Origin of the sequence: Aestuariivita sp., from assembly GCF_049276915.1 — a bacterium.
GTDB lineage: Bacteria > Pseudomonadota > Alphaproteobacteria > Rhodobacterales > Rhodobacteraceae > Aestuariivita.
In genome coordinates this window covers 1-16,601 of the sequence record NZ_JBASXK010000151.1, presented here as the reverse complement: position 1 = coordinate 16,601, position 16,601 = coordinate 1, and the positions used below count along the sequence as shown (strand labels likewise).

The following is a 16,601-nucleotide window of genomic DNA, read 5'->3' as shown; positions in this document are numbered from 1 at the left end:
CTTGATGTGTTGCGCCGCCTGTGCGCGCGAGGTTAGTTCGGTCTTGGTCATGCTGCTTCCCCCGCAGTTGTCAGCGTGGTCGCGGGCCGGGGGTGTTACAGCACTCTCGGCCCAAAATTTTTCCGTTCTGCAAACCTTATCTACTAGACGGGCATGGATTTCAATAGACAGGCATAGACAGACTTTCGGGCGGGGCCGGAGCCCAAAACGCCTGTATTCATTGGGCCAAAGCGCAAAAAAGCCAGCATTTTCTGGCGATCCGGATGGGCGAAAATGTGGTGTAGTGCAGGCTTCTGTTGCCAGGTGCCTGCGAACCCCGCCTTACGCTGCTAGGCGCAAGGGCTTAAGTTTCGGTCTTGTTACTGCTTACGCAGCAACTGCAACCGGAGCACGATTGTCATTTGCAATTGTACTTTTTGGGCCGATACGGTGGCACCCCGCCGAAACAAAGCTAACCCCTTTGGACGTTCGTCGATCCTATTTCGGCCCCATGATCCTCAAATGAAGGAGTTATGGTGGAGCCGCCGGGTACCGCCCCCGGGTCCGATCCGCTTATTACGAGCGCGTTTATGTTCATAGTCCCGAGGGACAGCGGATATATAAGCCGGGTTGCGGCGGGATTCAATGACTGTCGGGGTTTGGGCTGCGCATATTGCGCTCAAAGGTTGATCCACAAAAGGGGCAGGGCGATAGCCAGTTCGATCCCGCCAAAGAGGATGACCTTTCCGACCGGAGGTGCGTCGAAAATCAATGACAGCACCCGCCCCAGCGCAGCCCCGGTGAAGGCAAAGCCGATCATCACATAGGCCATGGGATCATTCAGCCAAAGCGCGGCGAGACCGGCGATGACGAACAACCCGCCGACCGAGGCGCGCATTTCACTCAGACCCATGGTGGATTTCGTCGGTTCGAGGTCCAGCGCCGACGCGGTATAGCGCGGCGCAAGAAAACCAAAGAGCCCGAAAGCAATGGTGAACCCCATTGCGATGATGTTGATCCAATCTGCCATGACCCAGACCTAACGCGCCGGACCGCTTGCTCAAGCAGGAAAGACGCATGACGCGGCGGATGGAAGCGTTCTGTCACATCCGCGCAAGATCCATCGCGATCCTGCATGCGCTGTTGGACCCGCTCTGCATGGCGGGGTCGTTCAAAGCGACCTGTCGTGTCAGCTGCCGGTAGGGGAAGCGCCGACCCGTGCGGCGCGTGCGGCCATGACGTCTTCAGCCAGACGGCGGGTATAAAGTTCGAGTTCTGCAAGCCCGTTATCGGCGGATCGGGCGTCTTGTACGTCAATGGCATCTGCGATGCGCGTGTGCAGATCGACAATCGCCGCGCGATCACGCGCCGTGAAAGTGATCATGTTCATCAGGGGCTGCATCGCTTCGACCGCGCCGGCCAGTTGATAGGACAGTACCGGGTTGGCGGCGCCATCCACAAGCGCGCGGTGGAACGCAACGTCAGAGGCGCAGAATGCCTCATCGGTCAGGCCCGGCTGGCTTTGGCGGTGGATCTCGGCGCGCATGGTCGCCAGGTGATCGGGGCTGCGACGCTTGGCAGAGAGCGGCGCACAGGCGCGCTCCAGCGCATACCGCGCCTCACAGGCCGTATCAAAGCTGACCGCATTCATGCTGAGCAGCAGAGTGGATGTGGTAATCTGCTGAGAATAGGCATCCTCAAAGCTCAGACGGTTCACGAAAGCACCGCCGGTTGCCCCTCGCTGGGTGCGGATAAGGGCTTGGGCTGCCAGTCTTTTCAGGGCTTCGCGCACCGTGGGCCGCGAGACGTTGAACTGCTCGGACAGCTCGGCCTCCGAGGGCAACCGCTCATCCACGATCAACCGACCGCTGATGATGGCATCGCGGATCGCAGCTGCGATTTGGGCAGACAGGTCGGAGCGGTTCTCTGGGTCAATTTTCATTTGTCAGACATTTAAAAGTCTGACATTTAAATTGCAAGTATTGAGTCGGGAGGGCTCAGGTGACGCGTCCTGCACTGCGCAGCATTCTCTGGCTTGGTTTCTTCGGCGCAATCCTTGCGTCTTGGTGGTGGCTGTACGCGATGGCCATGCAGATGGACCTGGATCTGATCGGACGTCCCGGCCCCATGGGCGAGGCGATGCGCCGAATGGATCCGCGCATGGACATGTATATGCCCATGGCAGAATTCTGGCCGCTCTTTGCGATGTGGGCGGTGATGATGGCGGCGATGATGTTGCCGACGATGGTGCCGACCCTGCGTGCATACGAAGACCTGATGATCAGCGCGAATGGTACGCGGATTGGATGGTTGGGCGTTCTGGCCGGATATTCGATCGCCTGGCTGGCCTTTGCCGCTTTAATCACCACGGTGCAGCTTGGACTGCTTTTTTCGGGTGTCATTGATATGCTTGGCATCGCGACGTCGCCTTTGGTGGCCGGCGGATTGCTGATCGCGGTGGGAGCGTTTCAGTTCACCCGCGCAAAAGAAATCTGCCACGGCGTCTGTCACAGTCCGATGAGCTTTTTCCTGACCCGCTGGCGCACCGGCGCGCGCGGTGGTCTGTGGATGGGCCTGCGCCTGGGCGCATTCTGCGTCGGCTGTTGCTGGGGGTTCATGGCACTGGGATTTGTTGGCGGCATGATGAGCCTGCTCTGGATGGGCCTTGCCACAGTCTTCATGGTGCTGGAAAAGTTACCGCAAATTGGACATTTCGTCATCAAACCAATGGGTTTTGCACTGATCTTTGGCGGTATCGCCGTGATCGCAAGCCCGATTGTCATGGGAGGTTAACATGGCCGTAAAGAAACGCCCCGACGCCGACAGGTTACCCGTCAGTCAGCGCATCGATAGCCGCATGGACAACCCCAAGCGGCGCCAGATGACGCCGACAGACTGGGCGATCAAGGGCGAGCTGTTCCTGAACTGCTCCTGCACCGTGTTCTGTCCCTGTGTGATCAGCCTTGGCGCATACCCTCCCACGGAAGGGCATTGTTATGCCTGGATGGCCATCGCGATCGATGAGGGCCATTACGAAGGTGAAGATCTCTCTGGCCTGAATGTAGGGCTGATGGTGGAAATACCCGGCCGCATGGCCGAAGGCGGCTGGAAAGTCGCGGCCTATGTGGATGAACGCTCGTCGGGCAAAGCCTATAACGGGTTGTTGCAGATTTTCTCGGGCTCTGCAGGCGGCACGACCGGCCTTTTCACGATGCTGGTCAGCGATATCGTCGGCGCAGAGCGCGAAAAGGTCGAGATCGTGCGCGATGGCAAGAAGCGTGGTCTCTATATCGGGCGCAAGATCCAGGGTGAAATCGAGATGATCGACGGCGCGGATGCGGATCATCCCGTGGTCATCAGCAATTCGAAATACTGGATGGGGCCCGACATCATCGCCGCACGTGGTGTGAAGTCGAAAGTCCGCGACTATGGCCGTATCTGGGATTTTGGCGGCAAATCTGCAGAGATCTGCCCGATCGACTGGAAGGGTGCCAAGGGATGATCAGCCGTGATTATTGCGTGATGATGTCGCGTTATAATATTTGGCAAAACAAACAGTTGCTGGACTATCTTCAAGCTCTGGCCCCCAAGGAACTGACCCTGGATCGAAAGGCGTTTTTCGGCTCGATCATGGCGACGATCAATCACCTGCTCTGGGGGGATCAACTGTGGATGTCGCGCTTTGATGGCGGGCCCGGTCCCCGGTGCGATGCCAGCGACAACACCACCATGTGTCCCACGCTGGCTGCCTGGAGTGCCGAACGGTTTCGTACCGATGGCCGGATCAAGCTTTGGGCGGATACCATCAACAACATCGATCTAAGGGGCGATCTGACCTGGTATTCCGGCACTCTGGAGAAAGACGTCAGACGGCCCATGCAACAGTGCGTGGTTCATTTCTTCAATCACCAGACCCATCATCGCGGGCAAGTGCATGCGATGCTCACGGCTGCCGGAGCGAAAGCGACTGTCAGCGATCTTGTCTTTATGCCGGAGGACGCCTGATGGCGCTCATTACCCCTTCGCGCCGGTTGCGGCGCACACCTTTCTCTGACGGTGTCGAAGCCGCTGGCGTCAAAGCCTATACGGTTTACAACCGCATGCTGCTGCCAACGATGTTCGAAAGCGTCGAGGCTGATTACCACCACCTGAAACGCCATGTTCAGGTCTGGGACGTGGCCTGCGAGCGCCAGGTTGAACTGCGCGGCCCCGATGCCGGGCGCCTGATGCAGATGCTCACTCCGCGCGATCTGCGCCGGATGCTTCCGGGACAGTGTTTCTATGTGCCCATCGTGGATGAAACCGGCGGGATGCTGAACGACCCGGTGGCGGTCAAACTGGCCGAAGATCGCTGGTGGATTTCGATCGCAGACAGCGATCTGCTGCTTTGGGTGAAAGGCATCGCCAATGGCTATCGCCTGGACGTTCTGGTGGATGAGCCCGATATCTCGCCCCTGGCAATCCAGGGGCCCAAGTCCGACGATCTGCTGGCGCGGGTTCTGGGGGACCGGGTGCGCGATATCCGCTTTTTCCGCTTTGACATGTTCCAGTTCCAGGGGCGTGATCTGGCGGTTGCCCGATCGGGTTACTCCAAGCAGGGCGGGTTTGAGATCTATGTCGAAGGCAGCGATATCGGCATGCCACTGTGGAATGCGCTGTTTGAGGTCGGCGAAGATCTGAATGTGCGCGCGGGCTGCCCCAACGGGATCGAGCGCATCGAGGCGGGCCTTCTGTCTTACGGCAACGACATGACAGACGACAACACACCCCATGAATGTGGTCTGGGGCGGTTTTGCGATACGCAGACAGCGATTGGCTGTATCGGCCGGGATGCCTTGTTGCGCGTTGCAAAGGAAGGCCCGGTCAAGCAGATCCGTGCGATCGCCATAGATGGCGACAAGGTTCCGGGATGCGATCGCCCCTGGCCGATCCTTGCAAATGGCAAGCAGGTGGGGCAGGTGACCTCGGCGGCGTGGTCTCCGGATTTTCAGACCAATGTCGCCATTGGCATGATCCGGATGACCCATTGGGATGCGGGCACCGCTGTCGAGGTTGAAACATCCGCCGGGATGCGCACGGCGACTGTCCGGGACAGCTTCTGGCTGTAGTCGTTTGGTGATCCGCCGGAGCCTCCGGCGGGGATATTTCTAGCAAGATGAACATGGGAGCGTAAGATGAGAGCATTGGTTGTCCGCAAGGACGAAGAGAGCGGCAAGACGTCTGCTGCGGTCGAAGAACTGACATTGGATGATCTGCCCGCAGGGGATGTGACGGTCGCCATCGAGTATTCGACCGTGAACTACAAGGACGGTTTGTGCATCGGTCCCGGAGGCGGTTTGGTGCGCAATTATCCTCATGTCCCGGGCATTGATTTTGCGGGTACGGTCGAAGCGTCGGATGATCCGCGATATGCGGTGGGCGACAAGGTTGTTCTGACCGGCTGGCGTGTCGGTGAGGCCCATTGGGGCGGCTATGCGCAGAAAGCGCGGGTGCGGGCCGACTGGCTTGTGCCGCTGCCGGAGGGTCTTGATACGCGCGCGGCGATGGCCGTGGGAACTGCTGGTCTTACCGCGATGCTGGCTGTTATGGCGCTGGAAGATCACGGCATCAAGGATGGTCCGGTTCTGGTGACCGGTGCGGCGGGCGGTGTCGGGTCTGTTGCAACCGCCATCCTGGCCAATCTGGGCCATGAGGTCGCAGGTGTGACCGGCCGCCCGGAAACGGCCGACTATCTGAAATCCCTCGGGGCGACGCAGATCGTGGCGCGCGAAGAGATCAACGAGACCACCAAACGCCCTCTGGAAGGCGAGACCTGGGCGGGCTGTGTCGATGCCGTGGGCGGCGCGATGCTGGCCCGTGTCCTGGGGCAGATGAAATATGGTGCCTCGGTTGCCGCAGTTGGCCTTGCGGGCGGCGCGGGCCTGCCGGCCACGGTGATCCCGTTCCTGCTGCGAGGGGTGAACCTTTTGGGGATCGACAGCGTCATGCAACCCTATGACAACCGCGTGCGGGCCTGGCAGCGGATTGCCAGGGATCTGCCGATGGAAAAGCTTGAGTCGATGATCCAGCCGGCCACCCTGTCGGATCTGCCGCAGCTGGGGGCCGACATCCTTAAGGGTCAGGTCAAGGGGCGCGTGGTCGTTGACGTGAACGCCTGATCATCTGGACAGGTGACTGCCAGGATCAAACACGCCCTGTTGGTCACGCGGGAGGCCCCTGGACAGGCCGAATGATCTGACCCGACCAGATTGAAAAGCCTCGGTGCTTGCGCATCGGGGCTTTTTGCATTTCAGTGCCGGCATGATGCTTGATCTTGATTTTGTGCGCGCCCAATTCCCGGCGTTCAGCGAACCCTCTCTGCAGGGACAGGCCTTCTTCGAGAATGCCGGTGGTTCCTATGCCTGCGGACAGGTGATAGATCGCCTGACGCGCTATTATACGCAGCGCAAGTTGCAGCCCTATAGCGCCTATGAGGCCAGCCGCCTTGCCGGCGAGGAGATGGATGAGGCGCGCAGCCGCCTGTCGGCCATCCTTGGTGTGGCCAGCGACGAGCTGTCTTTTGGCCCATCCACCACGCAGAACACCTATGTGCTGGCCCAGGCGTTCCGGCAGTGGTTGTCGCCGGGTGAGGCGATCATTGTCACCAATCAGGATCACGAGGCAAATTCCGGCCCCTGGTGTCGCCTGAGCGAGGCAGGGATCGACGTGAGGGAATGGAAGATCAATCCCGATACCGGCCGACTGGAACTGGAGGCGCTTGATAATCTGCTGGATGAATCCGTGCGTCTCGTGTGTTTTCCGCATTGCTCGAACGTGGTTGGAGAAATCAATCCGGTCATAGAGATCACAGCCGCCGCCCATGCGGCCGGTGCTTTTGTCTGTGTGGATGGCGTCTCATACGCGCCGCATGGCCTGCCCAATGTCGGAGATCTGGGCCCGGATATCTATCTGTTTTCCGCCTACAAGACCTATGGCCCCCATCAGGGCTGTATGGTGATCCGGCGCGCCCTGGGCGAGATGCTGCCCAACCAGGGGCATCATTTCAACGGTGGCTCGCTTTACAAACGCTTTACGCCTGCGGGGCCGGATCATGCGCAGATCGCCGCCAGCGCCGGAATGGCCGATTACATCGACGCCCTTGCCGGCCATCATGGCGGTGGCCATCTGGATGCCAATGGGCGCGGTGGGCTGGCCCATGATCTGATGCGCGCCCATGAGGTCGCTTTGTTGCAGCCGCTTCTGGATGCGTTGAAGTCACGCAATGCAGTGCGTTTGCTGGGCCCGACCGAAGCCGAACTGCGCGCGCCGACAGTTGCCCTGGCCCTCAACCGGCCCGCCGAACCGGTCGCGGCGGCACTTGCCAGATACGGGATCATGTGTGGGGGTGGTGACTTTTTTGCGCAGCGCCCGTTGGAGGCTATGGGAATATCTCCGCAGGATGGCGTGTTGCGGCTCAGCTTTGTGCATTACACCAGTAAGGACGAGGTCGATCAGTTGCTCAATGCGCTTGATGAGGTGCTTTAGGGCACGGCGGATGCCCGGTCGCGCGTCTCATGCCAACTGACCTTTCGCTGTCTGGCGCTTGCCAAATGTTCCACATCCTGTTGCGGGGCTTGGCCCGATGAAATCGGGCGGATGAACCTGCCGCACGGCCAGCCGTTCGGACTTCTTGCAAAGCACAAGGCGATGAGTGCACATCCCGAACAGGCATAAGCGTAACGCAATGCCCCCCTTGCCCTTTGCGACAAATGAGCCAATTGGGCTGAAGATACAGGGCTGCGCGGGCAACGGGCAGATCAGGGCAGGGAAGATGACGGCATGCAAGACAGCACCTCTCCGGTGATCATATGGTTCAGGCGCGATCTGCGGCTGTGCGATCACCCGGCCTTGCATGCAGCCTGCGAAACCGGGCGGCCAGTGATCCCGGTCTATATTCTTGACGATCTGGCAGAGGGTCTGGGTGCCGCACCGAAATGGCGTCTTGGCCTTGGGCTTGAGCGCTTCGCTCGGTCGTTGGAGGCTGCGGGCAGCCGTTTGATCCTGAGACGTGGCGATGTGCTGAAGGTGCTGAGCGATCTGATCCGCGAAACCGGGGCAGGGGCGGTCTATTGGTCGCGCCTTTATGACCCGGACAGTGTGGCGCGCGATACGCGGGTTAAATCGACGCTGAAAGAGGATGGGATCGAGGCGCGGTCTTTCGGGGGGCATCTGATGTTCGAGCCCTGGACCGTTCAAACCAAGACAGGCGGGTATTACAAGGTCTACACCCCGTTCTGGAAAATGGTGCGCACGCGCATCGTGGATGCACCGCTGCCGGCGCCGAAAACCATTCCCGCCCCTCGGACCTGGCCCAACTCCGACCGATTGGAGACCTGGCAGATGGGAGCCGCGATGAACCGCGGCGCAAGCATTGTGCGGCCCCATGTGAGACTGGGGGAACAGGCCGCAAGCGACCGACTTGCCTGTTTCATCGACCATATCGTGGCGGGCTATGATGCCAGCCGGGACCGGCCGGATCAGGATGGAACCTCGGGCCTGTCAGAGAATCTCGCCCTTGGTGAGATCAGCCCGCATCGATGCTGGGCTGCGGGCATGCGCGCTTTGCAAGACGGCAAGGCTGGCAGCGAGACATTCCTGAAAGAACTGGTGTGGCGCGAGTTCGCCTATCATCTGATGCACCACACACCGCGTATTCTGACAGGCAACTGGAAAGAAGACTGGGACGCATTTCCCTGGAACACGGATCCCGACACGCCCGAGGCCATTGCCTGGAAGCGTGGGCGCACAGGGATGCAATTCGTGGATGCCGCGATGCGAGAAATGTATGTGACCGGACGCATGCACAATCGTGGGCGCATGATCGTCGCGAGTTATCTGACCAAACATCTGCAATGTCATTGGCAGATCGGGTTGAAATGGTTCGAAGACTGCCTGATCGACTGGGATCCGGCCAGCAATGCGATAGGGTGGCAATGGTCCGCCGGATCAGGTCCGGATGCGACACCCTATTTCCGGGTTTTCAACCCGGTGACGCAGTTGGACAAGTTTGATCCACAGCGCGCCTATGTGCGCAAATGGCTGGCCGAAGGCCTGTCAAAACCCTCCCAGGCCGCGCTTTCATATTTTGATGCCATACCCAAGTCTTGGCAGATGGCACCCAGTGACGCCTATCCCGCTGCGATCGTTGCCGCCGATGTGGGGCGAAAACGCGCATTGGATGCCTATGAACATCGAAATTTCTGATCAAAATGAACCACATGGCTTGCCGCCTCTGCGCGACCATTCTAGCTTCTTATCCAACAAGAAAAACTGAGAATCTGCATGATCCTGACTTCCACTGACGGGCAACAAGACCTGCCACGCTATTTTTCCCGTGTGTTCGATATGGCCGAACATCTGGTTTATGGTCGGTTGGACCTTGTCCTGCCGGATGGGCGCGTGTTTCGCGCACAAGGCAAGCACCCCGGACCAGTGGCTGAAATGCATATTCACAGCAATGATGTATTTGCACGCCTGATCCGCGAGGGAGATCTGGGTTTTTGCGATGCCTACCTGGATGGCGATTGGTCAACGCCTGATCTGCAGGCCTTCATGGATCTGGTGCATGCGGACAATGAAGGGCTCTATGACGGCTTTCCCGGTATGGGGTTTGTGCGCACCTTCGAGAAGATCAGGTTCTGGCTTCAGCGCAATCACAAAGCCCAGGCCCGCAAGAACATCTCCTATCATTATGATCTTGGGAATGACTTTTATCGGCTCTGGCTTGACGACACGATGACCTATTCCTCGGCGATGTTTTCGACCGGTCAGGAAAGCACGGAAAACGCGCAGATCGCAAAATACGCATCCATGATCGATGAGATGGGCGCAAAGCCCGGAGATCATATCCTGGAAATCGGTTGCGGCTGGGGCGGGTTTGCCGAATACGCCGCCAAGGAACGTGGCATGCGCGTCACGGGACTGACCATCAGCGAAGAGCAGTTCAATTACGCCCGGCAACGTATTGCCAATGCTGGACTTTCTGATCTGGTTGAATTCAAGCTGCAGGATTATCGTGATGAACGTGGCCTGTATGATGGCATCGCTTCGATCGAGATGTTCGAGGCGGTCGGCGAAAAATACTGGCCAACCTATTTCGAAACCGTTCGCGAAAGACTCAAGCCCGGACGCAATGCGACGCTGCAGATCATCACGGTCGCGGACCGGCGCTGGCACGTCTATAAACGCGGCGTGGACTTCATCCAGAAGTACATCTTTCCGGGCGGCATGCTGCCCAGCCCATCCGTGTTGCGCTCACAGGTCGAAACCGCCGGTCTTGCTGTTGTGAAGTCCGTGGAGTTCGGCCCCAGCTATGACCTGACACTGCGACGCTGGCATGAGACCTTCAACGAGAAATGGGACCAGGTGGCCGAACAGGGCTTTGACGAGCGGTTCCGCCGGATGTGGAATTTTTACCTCACTTCCTGCGCATCGACTTTTCAGAGTGGAAATTGCGACGTAACCCAGATTACGATTTCCCGACCAAGTTAAGGGGTCGGCCTTGCAAAGCATCATGCCGAATGCATCAAGCCTGTTCGCCGCGATTTTTCTCGCGGTGATTGCCTTTGTCGTATCCGGGCAGATCATCCCCCTGTTTCCTGAGGGTAAGGATTTCGGGTTGTTCACGCCTCTCAACATGGCTCTGGGACTGGTGATCGGCTGGAAAACCATGGGACCGCGCGCAGGGCGCGGCATGACGGCTGGCATCACGAACGGTATCACCGGCACGGCTTTGCTGGTGTTCTGGGGTTTGTTTGTGCAGGGCTGCTATGAGATGGTTCGGTTGGCGATGCGCAATCGCTATGACGGACCGTTTGAGGCCATCATCGCCATTTTCGAAATCGGATATGAGTTTGCAGTGATGATGGCGCAGCCAAATATCCTGCTCACGCTGTTCATTGGTGCGGTGGTCGCCGGGGCATTGACCGAACACATCTCGCGCATATGGCGCTGACATCTCTGTTTTTCTACGGCACGCTGCGCCACGTTCCTTTGCTGGAACGCGTTTTGGGGCGCGCGCGACAAGACATGGACCTTGTGGACGCGCATTTGCCGGATCACGCGGTCTACTGGGTGAAGGATCAGCCTTTTCCGATGATCCAGCATGCGCTCGGCACGCGCGCGCCCGGCCTTGTCCTGCGCGGCGCATCCCCGCAGGACATGTCTCGACTGAATTTTTACGAGGGCGGATTTACCTTTGATCTGTCACCGCGTGATGTGCGCACGCAGGCTGGGCAAACCATCCCGGCTTCTGTGTTTTTTCCTGAACCGGGGCAGTGGCCACAAGGGGAGCTGTGGTCGCTGGAAGACTGGGAGAAGGACTGGGCACAATTGAGCCTGCGCACCGCCACGGAGGCCATGAGCGGCTTTGGCACCTGGAGCGAGGAAGAGCTGGCTCAGAAAATGCCCATGATCCGCAGGCGGGCGGCGGCATGGTGCGCGGCGCAAGCGCGCGGCCCATCGCCCGATCACCACCCGGGCGCGGAGGATGTGCATGTGCTGGAACTCACGCGGCAACATGCACATTTCTATGCCTTGCAGCAAATGCTTCTGACCTATCCCCGGTATGACGGAACCACCAGCGCGATCCTGGATCGCGAGATCTTCGTTGTCGGCGATGCGGTGAGCGTACTGATCTATGATCCGCATCGCGATGCGGTGTTGCTGACCGAACAGTTCCGCCCGAATGTCTTTGCCAATGGCGATCTGTCACCTTGGGTGATCGAACCGGTTTCGGGCTTTGTCGATCCTGGCGAAACACCGGAAGAAACCGTGCATCGCGAGGCCTTTGAAGAGGTTGGCGCGACGCTCGATCATCTGGAACTGGTCTGCCGCAGTTATTCCAGCACCGGGTCCTCGACCGAGTTCGTGTCGATGTATGTGGCTCTGGCTGATATAGGTGATTTGGTGGAAAGTGGCGGGATGCAGAGCGAGGGTGAAGACATCAAACGCCTGATCCTGAGCTATGACGATCTGGTCGAAGGGCTGCGGACGCAGCGTTTTCGCGATACCCCTCTGATCACCACTGCTCTCTGGCTTTCGCTCAATCACGGGCGGTTGCGTGCTTCGCCTTGAGGTCACTCTCGGCGAACGATACACCGGAGCGCAAAGACAGTATTTGGGGGATGCCATGCGCATTGCACAGGATTTGGCCGACGCGGTCGGCAACACGCCTTTGATAAAACTGCGCAAGGTCAGCGAAGAGACCGGCTGCGAGATCCTCGGCAAGGCGGAATTCATGAACCCCGGCCAATCGGTAAAAGACCGCGCGGCGCTTTACATCATCCGTGACGCCGTTGCGCGCGGCGAGTTGAAACCGGGTGGAACCATTGTTGAAGGCACCGCCGGCAATACCGGAATCGGGCTGGCACTGGTTGGGGCGTCGATGGGATATCGCACGGTCATCGTCATTCCTGAAACCCAATCCGAAGAGAAAAAGGACATGCTGCGTCTGGCTGGCGCGGAACTGGTGCAGGTACCGGCCGCTCCTTACCGAAACCCCAACAACTTTGTGCGCTATTCCGAGCGTTTGGCGCGTGAGTTGAACAAGACAGAACCCCATGGGGCAATCTGGGCCAATCAGTTCGACAATGTCGCCAACAGACAGGCGCATATCGAAACGACCGGCCCCGAGATATGGGATCAGCTTGATGGCAGGGTGGACGGGTTCATCTGCGCTTGTGGATCGGGCGGCACGCTGGCTGGTGTGGCCGCGGCGTTGCAGCCCAAAGGGGTCAAGATCGGTCTGGCCGATCCCATGGGTGCGGGCCTGTACTCATACTACACCACGGGTGAAATCATCCTTGAGGGTGGATCCATCGCAGAGGGTATCGGACAGGTTCGCATCACCAAGAATCTGGAAGGTCTGAAACCGGATTTCAACTATCAGATCACCGACACCGAAGCATTGCCCTATGTCTTTGACCTGTTGCGCGAAGAAGGTCTGGTCCTGGGCGGATCATCCGGAATAAACATAGCCGGCGCCGTCAGGCTGGCCCGCGATCTGGGGCCGGGTCATACCATCGTGACGATACTTTGTGACTATGGGACACGCTATCAGTCCAAACTGTTCAACCCTGATTTCCTGCGCGAAAAGGACCTGCCGGTTCCGGACTGGATGATCAGCCCTCCACTTAGCATTCCCGGTGTATTCGAGGACTCGTGATGTTTGGCCATGTGCGCCTTTTCCTGCTGCTGAGTGTTCTGTTCTGGACGGCCTTGGGCGGTGCCGTGTCAGCACAAGGCAACTCCGCGACGCAGCCCGATTTTGCTCAATGGCAAACTTTGGCCGACCGCGCCAAAAATGCGATTGATGCCGCGCGTGCTTCTGACGCGGCATTCGAAATGATCCGCTCTGAGTTGGTGAGCAGTCGCCAACAGTTTCTGGCTGCCAGTGGCCTGAACTCGGAACGGATCGAGACGCTGCAATCGCAGATCAATGCTCTGGGGCCACCGCCCGAAAACGCGCAAGAAGCACCCGAGATCGCCACCAGACGCGCGGAACTGAACCAACAATTGCAAAAGGTACGCGCCCCGGTTGTGGCGGCGGAAGAAGCCTATAATCTGGCAGATGGTCTGATCCGCGAGATCGACCGAATTCTGGCGGAAAGACGCGCGGCAAATCTGCTTTCACGAAACGACACACCACTCAATCCGGCGTTATGGTTCGACGCGGTCAGCTCTTTGGGCGAAACCGTGGCGTCGATGGTGAGCGAAGTCAAAACGCCCTGGGCCTCGGATCGCTACCGCGCGGACCTGCGCAAAAACCTGCCCGTCGTTCTGACACTGTTTTTCATCGGCTTGGTGCTGCTGTTGCGAGGGCGGAAATGGTCCGTGGCGGCAGGCAATTACTTCAGGCGTTTTGGCGGGGCGGGAACGGGAACCTGGAGTTTCCTTGTATCCCTGGGCCGCATCATCATTCCGATCATCGGTGTGGTGTTCATTTCCGGAGCGATCATCTCTACGGGTGTTGTTGGCCCACGTGTCTCGAAACTGGTAGAAAGCCTGCCCGAATGGGCAATGGTGTTGCTCATGCTGCGGTGGCTGTGTGAACAACTGTTTTCCAAACGTGACGAAGATGCACTGTTCGCCTTTGCCCAGGAAAGACGCGCCGAGTTGCGGTTTTACGGCTCGTTGCTGTCGGTGCTCTATGTTGGCAACGATATTCTGCATCAACTCATGGATTTGGAAAACGCCTCCGCCAACGAGCAGGCTGTGGTCGCATTTCCGATTCTGGTGGTGGCCGCGATCATCCTGTTCCGTCTTGGTCAGATCCTCGTCAAAGCAATACATGTTCCAAACGATGCGGATGAAGACCAAACTCAGAAATCCGGCGTTGCGCTGTTTCTCAAGATCGCCGGTCAGATTTCCATTGTTGTCGCTGTCACGACTCCGTTCATCGCAGGGCTTGGATATACAAATCTCGCGGCATCGATCCTTTATCCAACGATCAAATCGCTGACAGTTATTGGCCTTGCCGCCGTTCTTCATCGCTTTCTTGCGGATGTCTATTGCTGGCTGTCAGGGCGCGGTGAGGAGGGCAAGGACTCCCTCGTGCCCGTTCTTATCGCTTTTGCGCTGTCGATTGTCATACTGGTGCCGCTGGCCCTGATCTGGGGGGCGCGTCCCAGCGAAATCCTGGAACTCTGGAAGCTGTTCAACAACGGCTTTTCGTTGGGCGACACTCGGGTTTCGCCATCTGACTTCCTGATCTTCGCAGTTATCTTCGCTGCACTCTATATGCTGACGCGGTTGTTTCAGAACGCGCTCAAGACATCGCTTCTGCCCAAGACCCACCTTGATGTCGGCGCGCAGAATGCCGTGGTGTCCGGCGTTGGCTATCTGGGCATCTTCTTTGCCGCACTGATTGCCATCACAAGCGCAGGCATTGATCTGAGCGGCTTTGCGATCGTGGCCGGTGCCCTGTCGGTCGGCGTCGGCTTTGGCCTTCAGACCATCGTTCAGAACTTTGTTTCGGGCATTATCCTCTTGATCGAGCGCCCGATCGCAGAAGGCGACTGGATCGAGGTCAACGGGAGCATGGGCTATGTGCGCGATATCTCGGTGCGCTCAACCCGGATAGAAACCTTTGATCGCACGGATGTCATCATTCCAAACGCTGATTTCATCAGCGGGACAGTGACCAACTATACCCGCGGGAACACGATCGGGCGACTGATCGCTCCGGTTGGCGTGGCCTATGGCACTGACACGCGCCGTGTCGAAACCATTCTGCGCGAGATCGCCGAAGCCCATCCCATGGTACTTGCCAATCCACCCCCGAACATCGTGTTCCAGGGGTTTGGAGCGGATTCACTGGATTTCGAAATCCGGGCCATCCTGCGTGATGTGAACTGGGTGCTGTCGGTAAAATCCGACATCAACCATGAGATCGCCAAACGCTTTGCGGCCGAGGGCATCGAGATCCCCTTCGCGCAGCGCGACATCTGGTTGCGAAACCCCGAAGCCCTGCGACCGACCTCCGACGATGGAGCAGACACATGAGTGAACCGCTGTATCTTGAAAACGCATATCAACGCACAGCCTCGGGCAGGGTGACCGGCCACACGACCGAGGGCGGGATCATCCTGGATCAAAGCCTGTTCTATGCGACTTCGGGCGGCCAACCCGGCGACAGCGGCCATCTCAGCTGGGATGGCGGCAGCCTGCAGATTGCCACAACGGTCAAAGCGGACGGGGCAATTGCGCTGGTGCCTGGTGCTGCGGGTTCCTTGCCGCCGATCGGCACCGAAGTGACGCAACAGCTCGATTGGGAGCGGCGATTTGCACATATGCGCGTGCACACCGCCCTGCATCTTCTTTCGGTTGTCGTGCCTTTGCCTGTGACGGGCGGCTCCATCTCGCCGGGCAAGGGCCGGCTTGACTTCGACATGCCTGACGCCGAAATCGACAAGGACGCGCTGACCGACACGCTCACAGCCCTTGTCGCACTGGACCTGCCGGTGACCGAGACATGGATCACCCAGGCCGAACTCGACGCGCAGCCCGAGCTGGTCAAGACAATGTCCGTCGCCCCGCCGCGCGGGGCAGGGCGTGTGCGTCTCATACGTATCGGCGAGGGCGAGGATCAGGTGGATCTGCAACCCTGTGGCGGGACACATGTGCGCACAACAGGGGAAATCGGGATTCTGCGCATCGGCAAGACCGAGAAGAAAGGCCGTCAGAACCGACGCATCTATCTTCACGTCGAAGATTAATCATCGAATGTGTTCCAAGGGCGTTTTGCGCCTTGCAATGGCGCGAGCGATCTTGCACAAGTCGCCCGCATGGAGCGGTGGCCGAGTGGTCGAAGGCGCACGCCTGGAAAGTGTGTAGGCGGGAGACCGTCTCCAGGGTTCGAATCCCTGTCGCTCCGCCACTTACACTTACCGAAACCGATGATGGGCCCTTATGGGGCCTTTTTTTCTTTTTGTTTCAAAGGGGTTTAGCCGTTGCAACCGCCCTTCGGAGACTGGCTAAATACCCAAAATCGGTCTCTGAACCCGCTTTGTCTCTAACCGACCGCCCTAGGCCTTCAGAAGGGCGCATTAAAAAAGTGAAGCAATTTCAGTGTGTTGGCGTTT

Annotated in this window: 15 protein-coding genes, 1 tRNA gene and 1 other RNA gene; 14 read left to right on the top strand and 3 right to left on the bottom strand. The window is 58.7% G+C overall.

Translation table 11 applies throughout. From position 1 onward, the window contains the following. Positions 1-282: 282 nt before the first annotated feature. From ssrA to WAO69_RS16050, 3 genes are all read right to left on the bottom strand, one after another. Positions 283-629, bottom strand: a transfer-messenger RNA (tmRNA) gene (gene ssrA, locus WAO69_RS16060). 29 nt (positions 630-658) lie between these two features. After that, positions 659-1,009, bottom strand: a complete 351-nt coding sequence (locus WAO69_RS16055) for a DUF4345 family protein (protein ID WP_422180969.1) — start codon at positions 1,007-1,009, stop codon at positions 659-661. Between the two features lie 159 nt (positions 1,010-1,168). Continuing rightward, a complete protein-coding gene (locus tag WAO69_RS16050; RefSeq protein ID WP_422180967.1) occupies positions 1,169-1,921 on the bottom strand; it encodes a FadR/GntR family transcriptional regulator in 753 nt (250 codons plus the stop codon). Positions 1,922-1,980: 59 nt separating this feature from the next. Between WAO69_RS16050 and WAO69_RS16045 the strand changes: the two genes are divergently transcribed. The 14 genes from WAO69_RS16045 to WAO69_RS15980 all read left to right on the top strand — a co-directional run bounded on the left by WAO69_RS16045 (position 1,981) and on the right by WAO69_RS15980 (position 16,396). Next, a complete protein-coding gene (locus WAO69_RS16045; protein WP_422180965.1) occupies positions 1,981-2,772 on the top strand; it encodes a DUF2182 domain-containing protein in 792 nt (263 codons plus the stop codon). A 1-nt stretch (position 2,773) separates the two neighbouring features. Next, a complete protein-coding gene (locus tag WAO69_RS16040) occupies positions 2,774-3,481 on the top strand; it encodes a DUF1326 domain-containing protein (RefSeq protein ID WP_422180963.1) in 708 nt (235 codons plus the stop codon). Continuing rightward, a complete protein-coding gene (locus WAO69_RS16035) occupies positions 3,478-3,984 on the top strand; it encodes a DinB family protein (protein ID WP_422180961.1) in 507 nt (168 codons plus the stop codon). The genes WAO69_RS16040 and WAO69_RS16035 overlap by 4 nt, the downstream gene beginning before the upstream one ends. Then, on the top strand, positions 3,984-5,087 hold the full coding sequence (locus WAO69_RS16030; protein ID WP_422180959.1) for a dimethylsulfoniopropionate demethylase: 1,104 nt from the start codon (positions 3,984-3,986) through the stop codon (positions 5,085-5,087). Before WAO69_RS16035 ends, WAO69_RS16030 begins: the two co-directional genes overlap by 1 nt. A 66-nt stretch (positions 5,088-5,153) precedes the next feature. After that, the gene (gene acuI / locus WAO69_RS16025; protein ID WP_422180957.1) at positions 5,154-6,137 is read left to right on the top strand and encodes an acryloyl-CoA reductase; all 984 of its coding nucleotides are present in this window, start codon (positions 5,154-5,156) and stop codon (positions 6,135-6,137) included. A 142-nt stretch (positions 6,138-6,279) separates the two neighbouring features. After that, a complete protein-coding gene (locus tag WAO69_RS16020) occupies positions 6,280-7,503 on the top strand; it encodes an aminotransferase class V-fold PLP-dependent enzyme (protein WP_422180955.1) in 1,224 nt (407 codons plus the stop codon). 294 nt (positions 7,504-7,797) lie between these two features. Beyond that, the gene (locus WAO69_RS16015) at positions 7,798-9,222 is read left to right on the top strand and encodes a cryptochrome/photolyase family protein (protein ID WP_422180953.1); all 1,425 of its coding nucleotides are present in this window, start codon (positions 7,798-7,800) and stop codon (positions 9,220-9,222) included. 78 nt (positions 9,223-9,300) lie between these two features. Then, entirely contained in the window at positions 9,301-10,509 is a 1,209-nt protein-coding gene (locus WAO69_RS16010) for a class I SAM-dependent methyltransferase (protein WP_422180951.1), read from the top strand. A 22-nt stretch (positions 10,510-10,531) separates the two neighbouring features. After that, positions 10,532-10,972: a TrgA family protein gene (locus WAO69_RS16005; RefSeq protein ID WP_422180949.1), complete on the top strand. Its 441-nt coding sequence runs from the start codon at positions 10,532-10,534 to the stop codon at positions 10,970-10,972. Continuing rightward, positions 10,963-12,093 (top strand): NUDIX domain-containing protein, encoded by a 1,131-nt coding sequence (locus WAO69_RS16000; RefSeq protein WP_422180947.1) that lies wholly within the window; start codon positions 10,963-10,965, stop codon positions 12,091-12,093. Before WAO69_RS16005 ends, WAO69_RS16000 begins: the two co-directional genes overlap by 10 nt. Positions 12,094-12,148: 55 nt before the next feature. Continuing rightward, positions 12,149-13,183, top strand: coding sequence for a cysteine synthase A (locus tag WAO69_RS15995; protein WP_422180945.1), 1,035 nt, complete (start codon positions 12,149-12,151; stop codon positions 13,181-13,183). Further along, entirely contained in the window at positions 13,183-15,522 is a 2,340-nt protein-coding gene (locus WAO69_RS15990; RefSeq protein WP_422180943.1) for a DUF3772 domain-containing protein, read from the top strand. Before WAO69_RS15995 ends, WAO69_RS15990 begins: the two co-directional genes overlap by 1 nt. After that, a complete protein-coding gene (locus tag WAO69_RS15985) occupies positions 15,519-16,235 on the top strand; it encodes an alanyl-tRNA editing protein (protein WP_422180941.1) in 717 nt (238 codons plus the stop codon). The genes WAO69_RS15990 and WAO69_RS15985 overlap by 4 nt, the downstream gene beginning before the upstream one ends. A 71-nt stretch (positions 16,236-16,306) precedes the next feature. Beyond that, a tRNA-Ser gene (locus WAO69_RS15980) sits at positions 16,307-16,396 on the top strand. Positions 16,397-16,601: the final 205 nt, after the last annotated feature.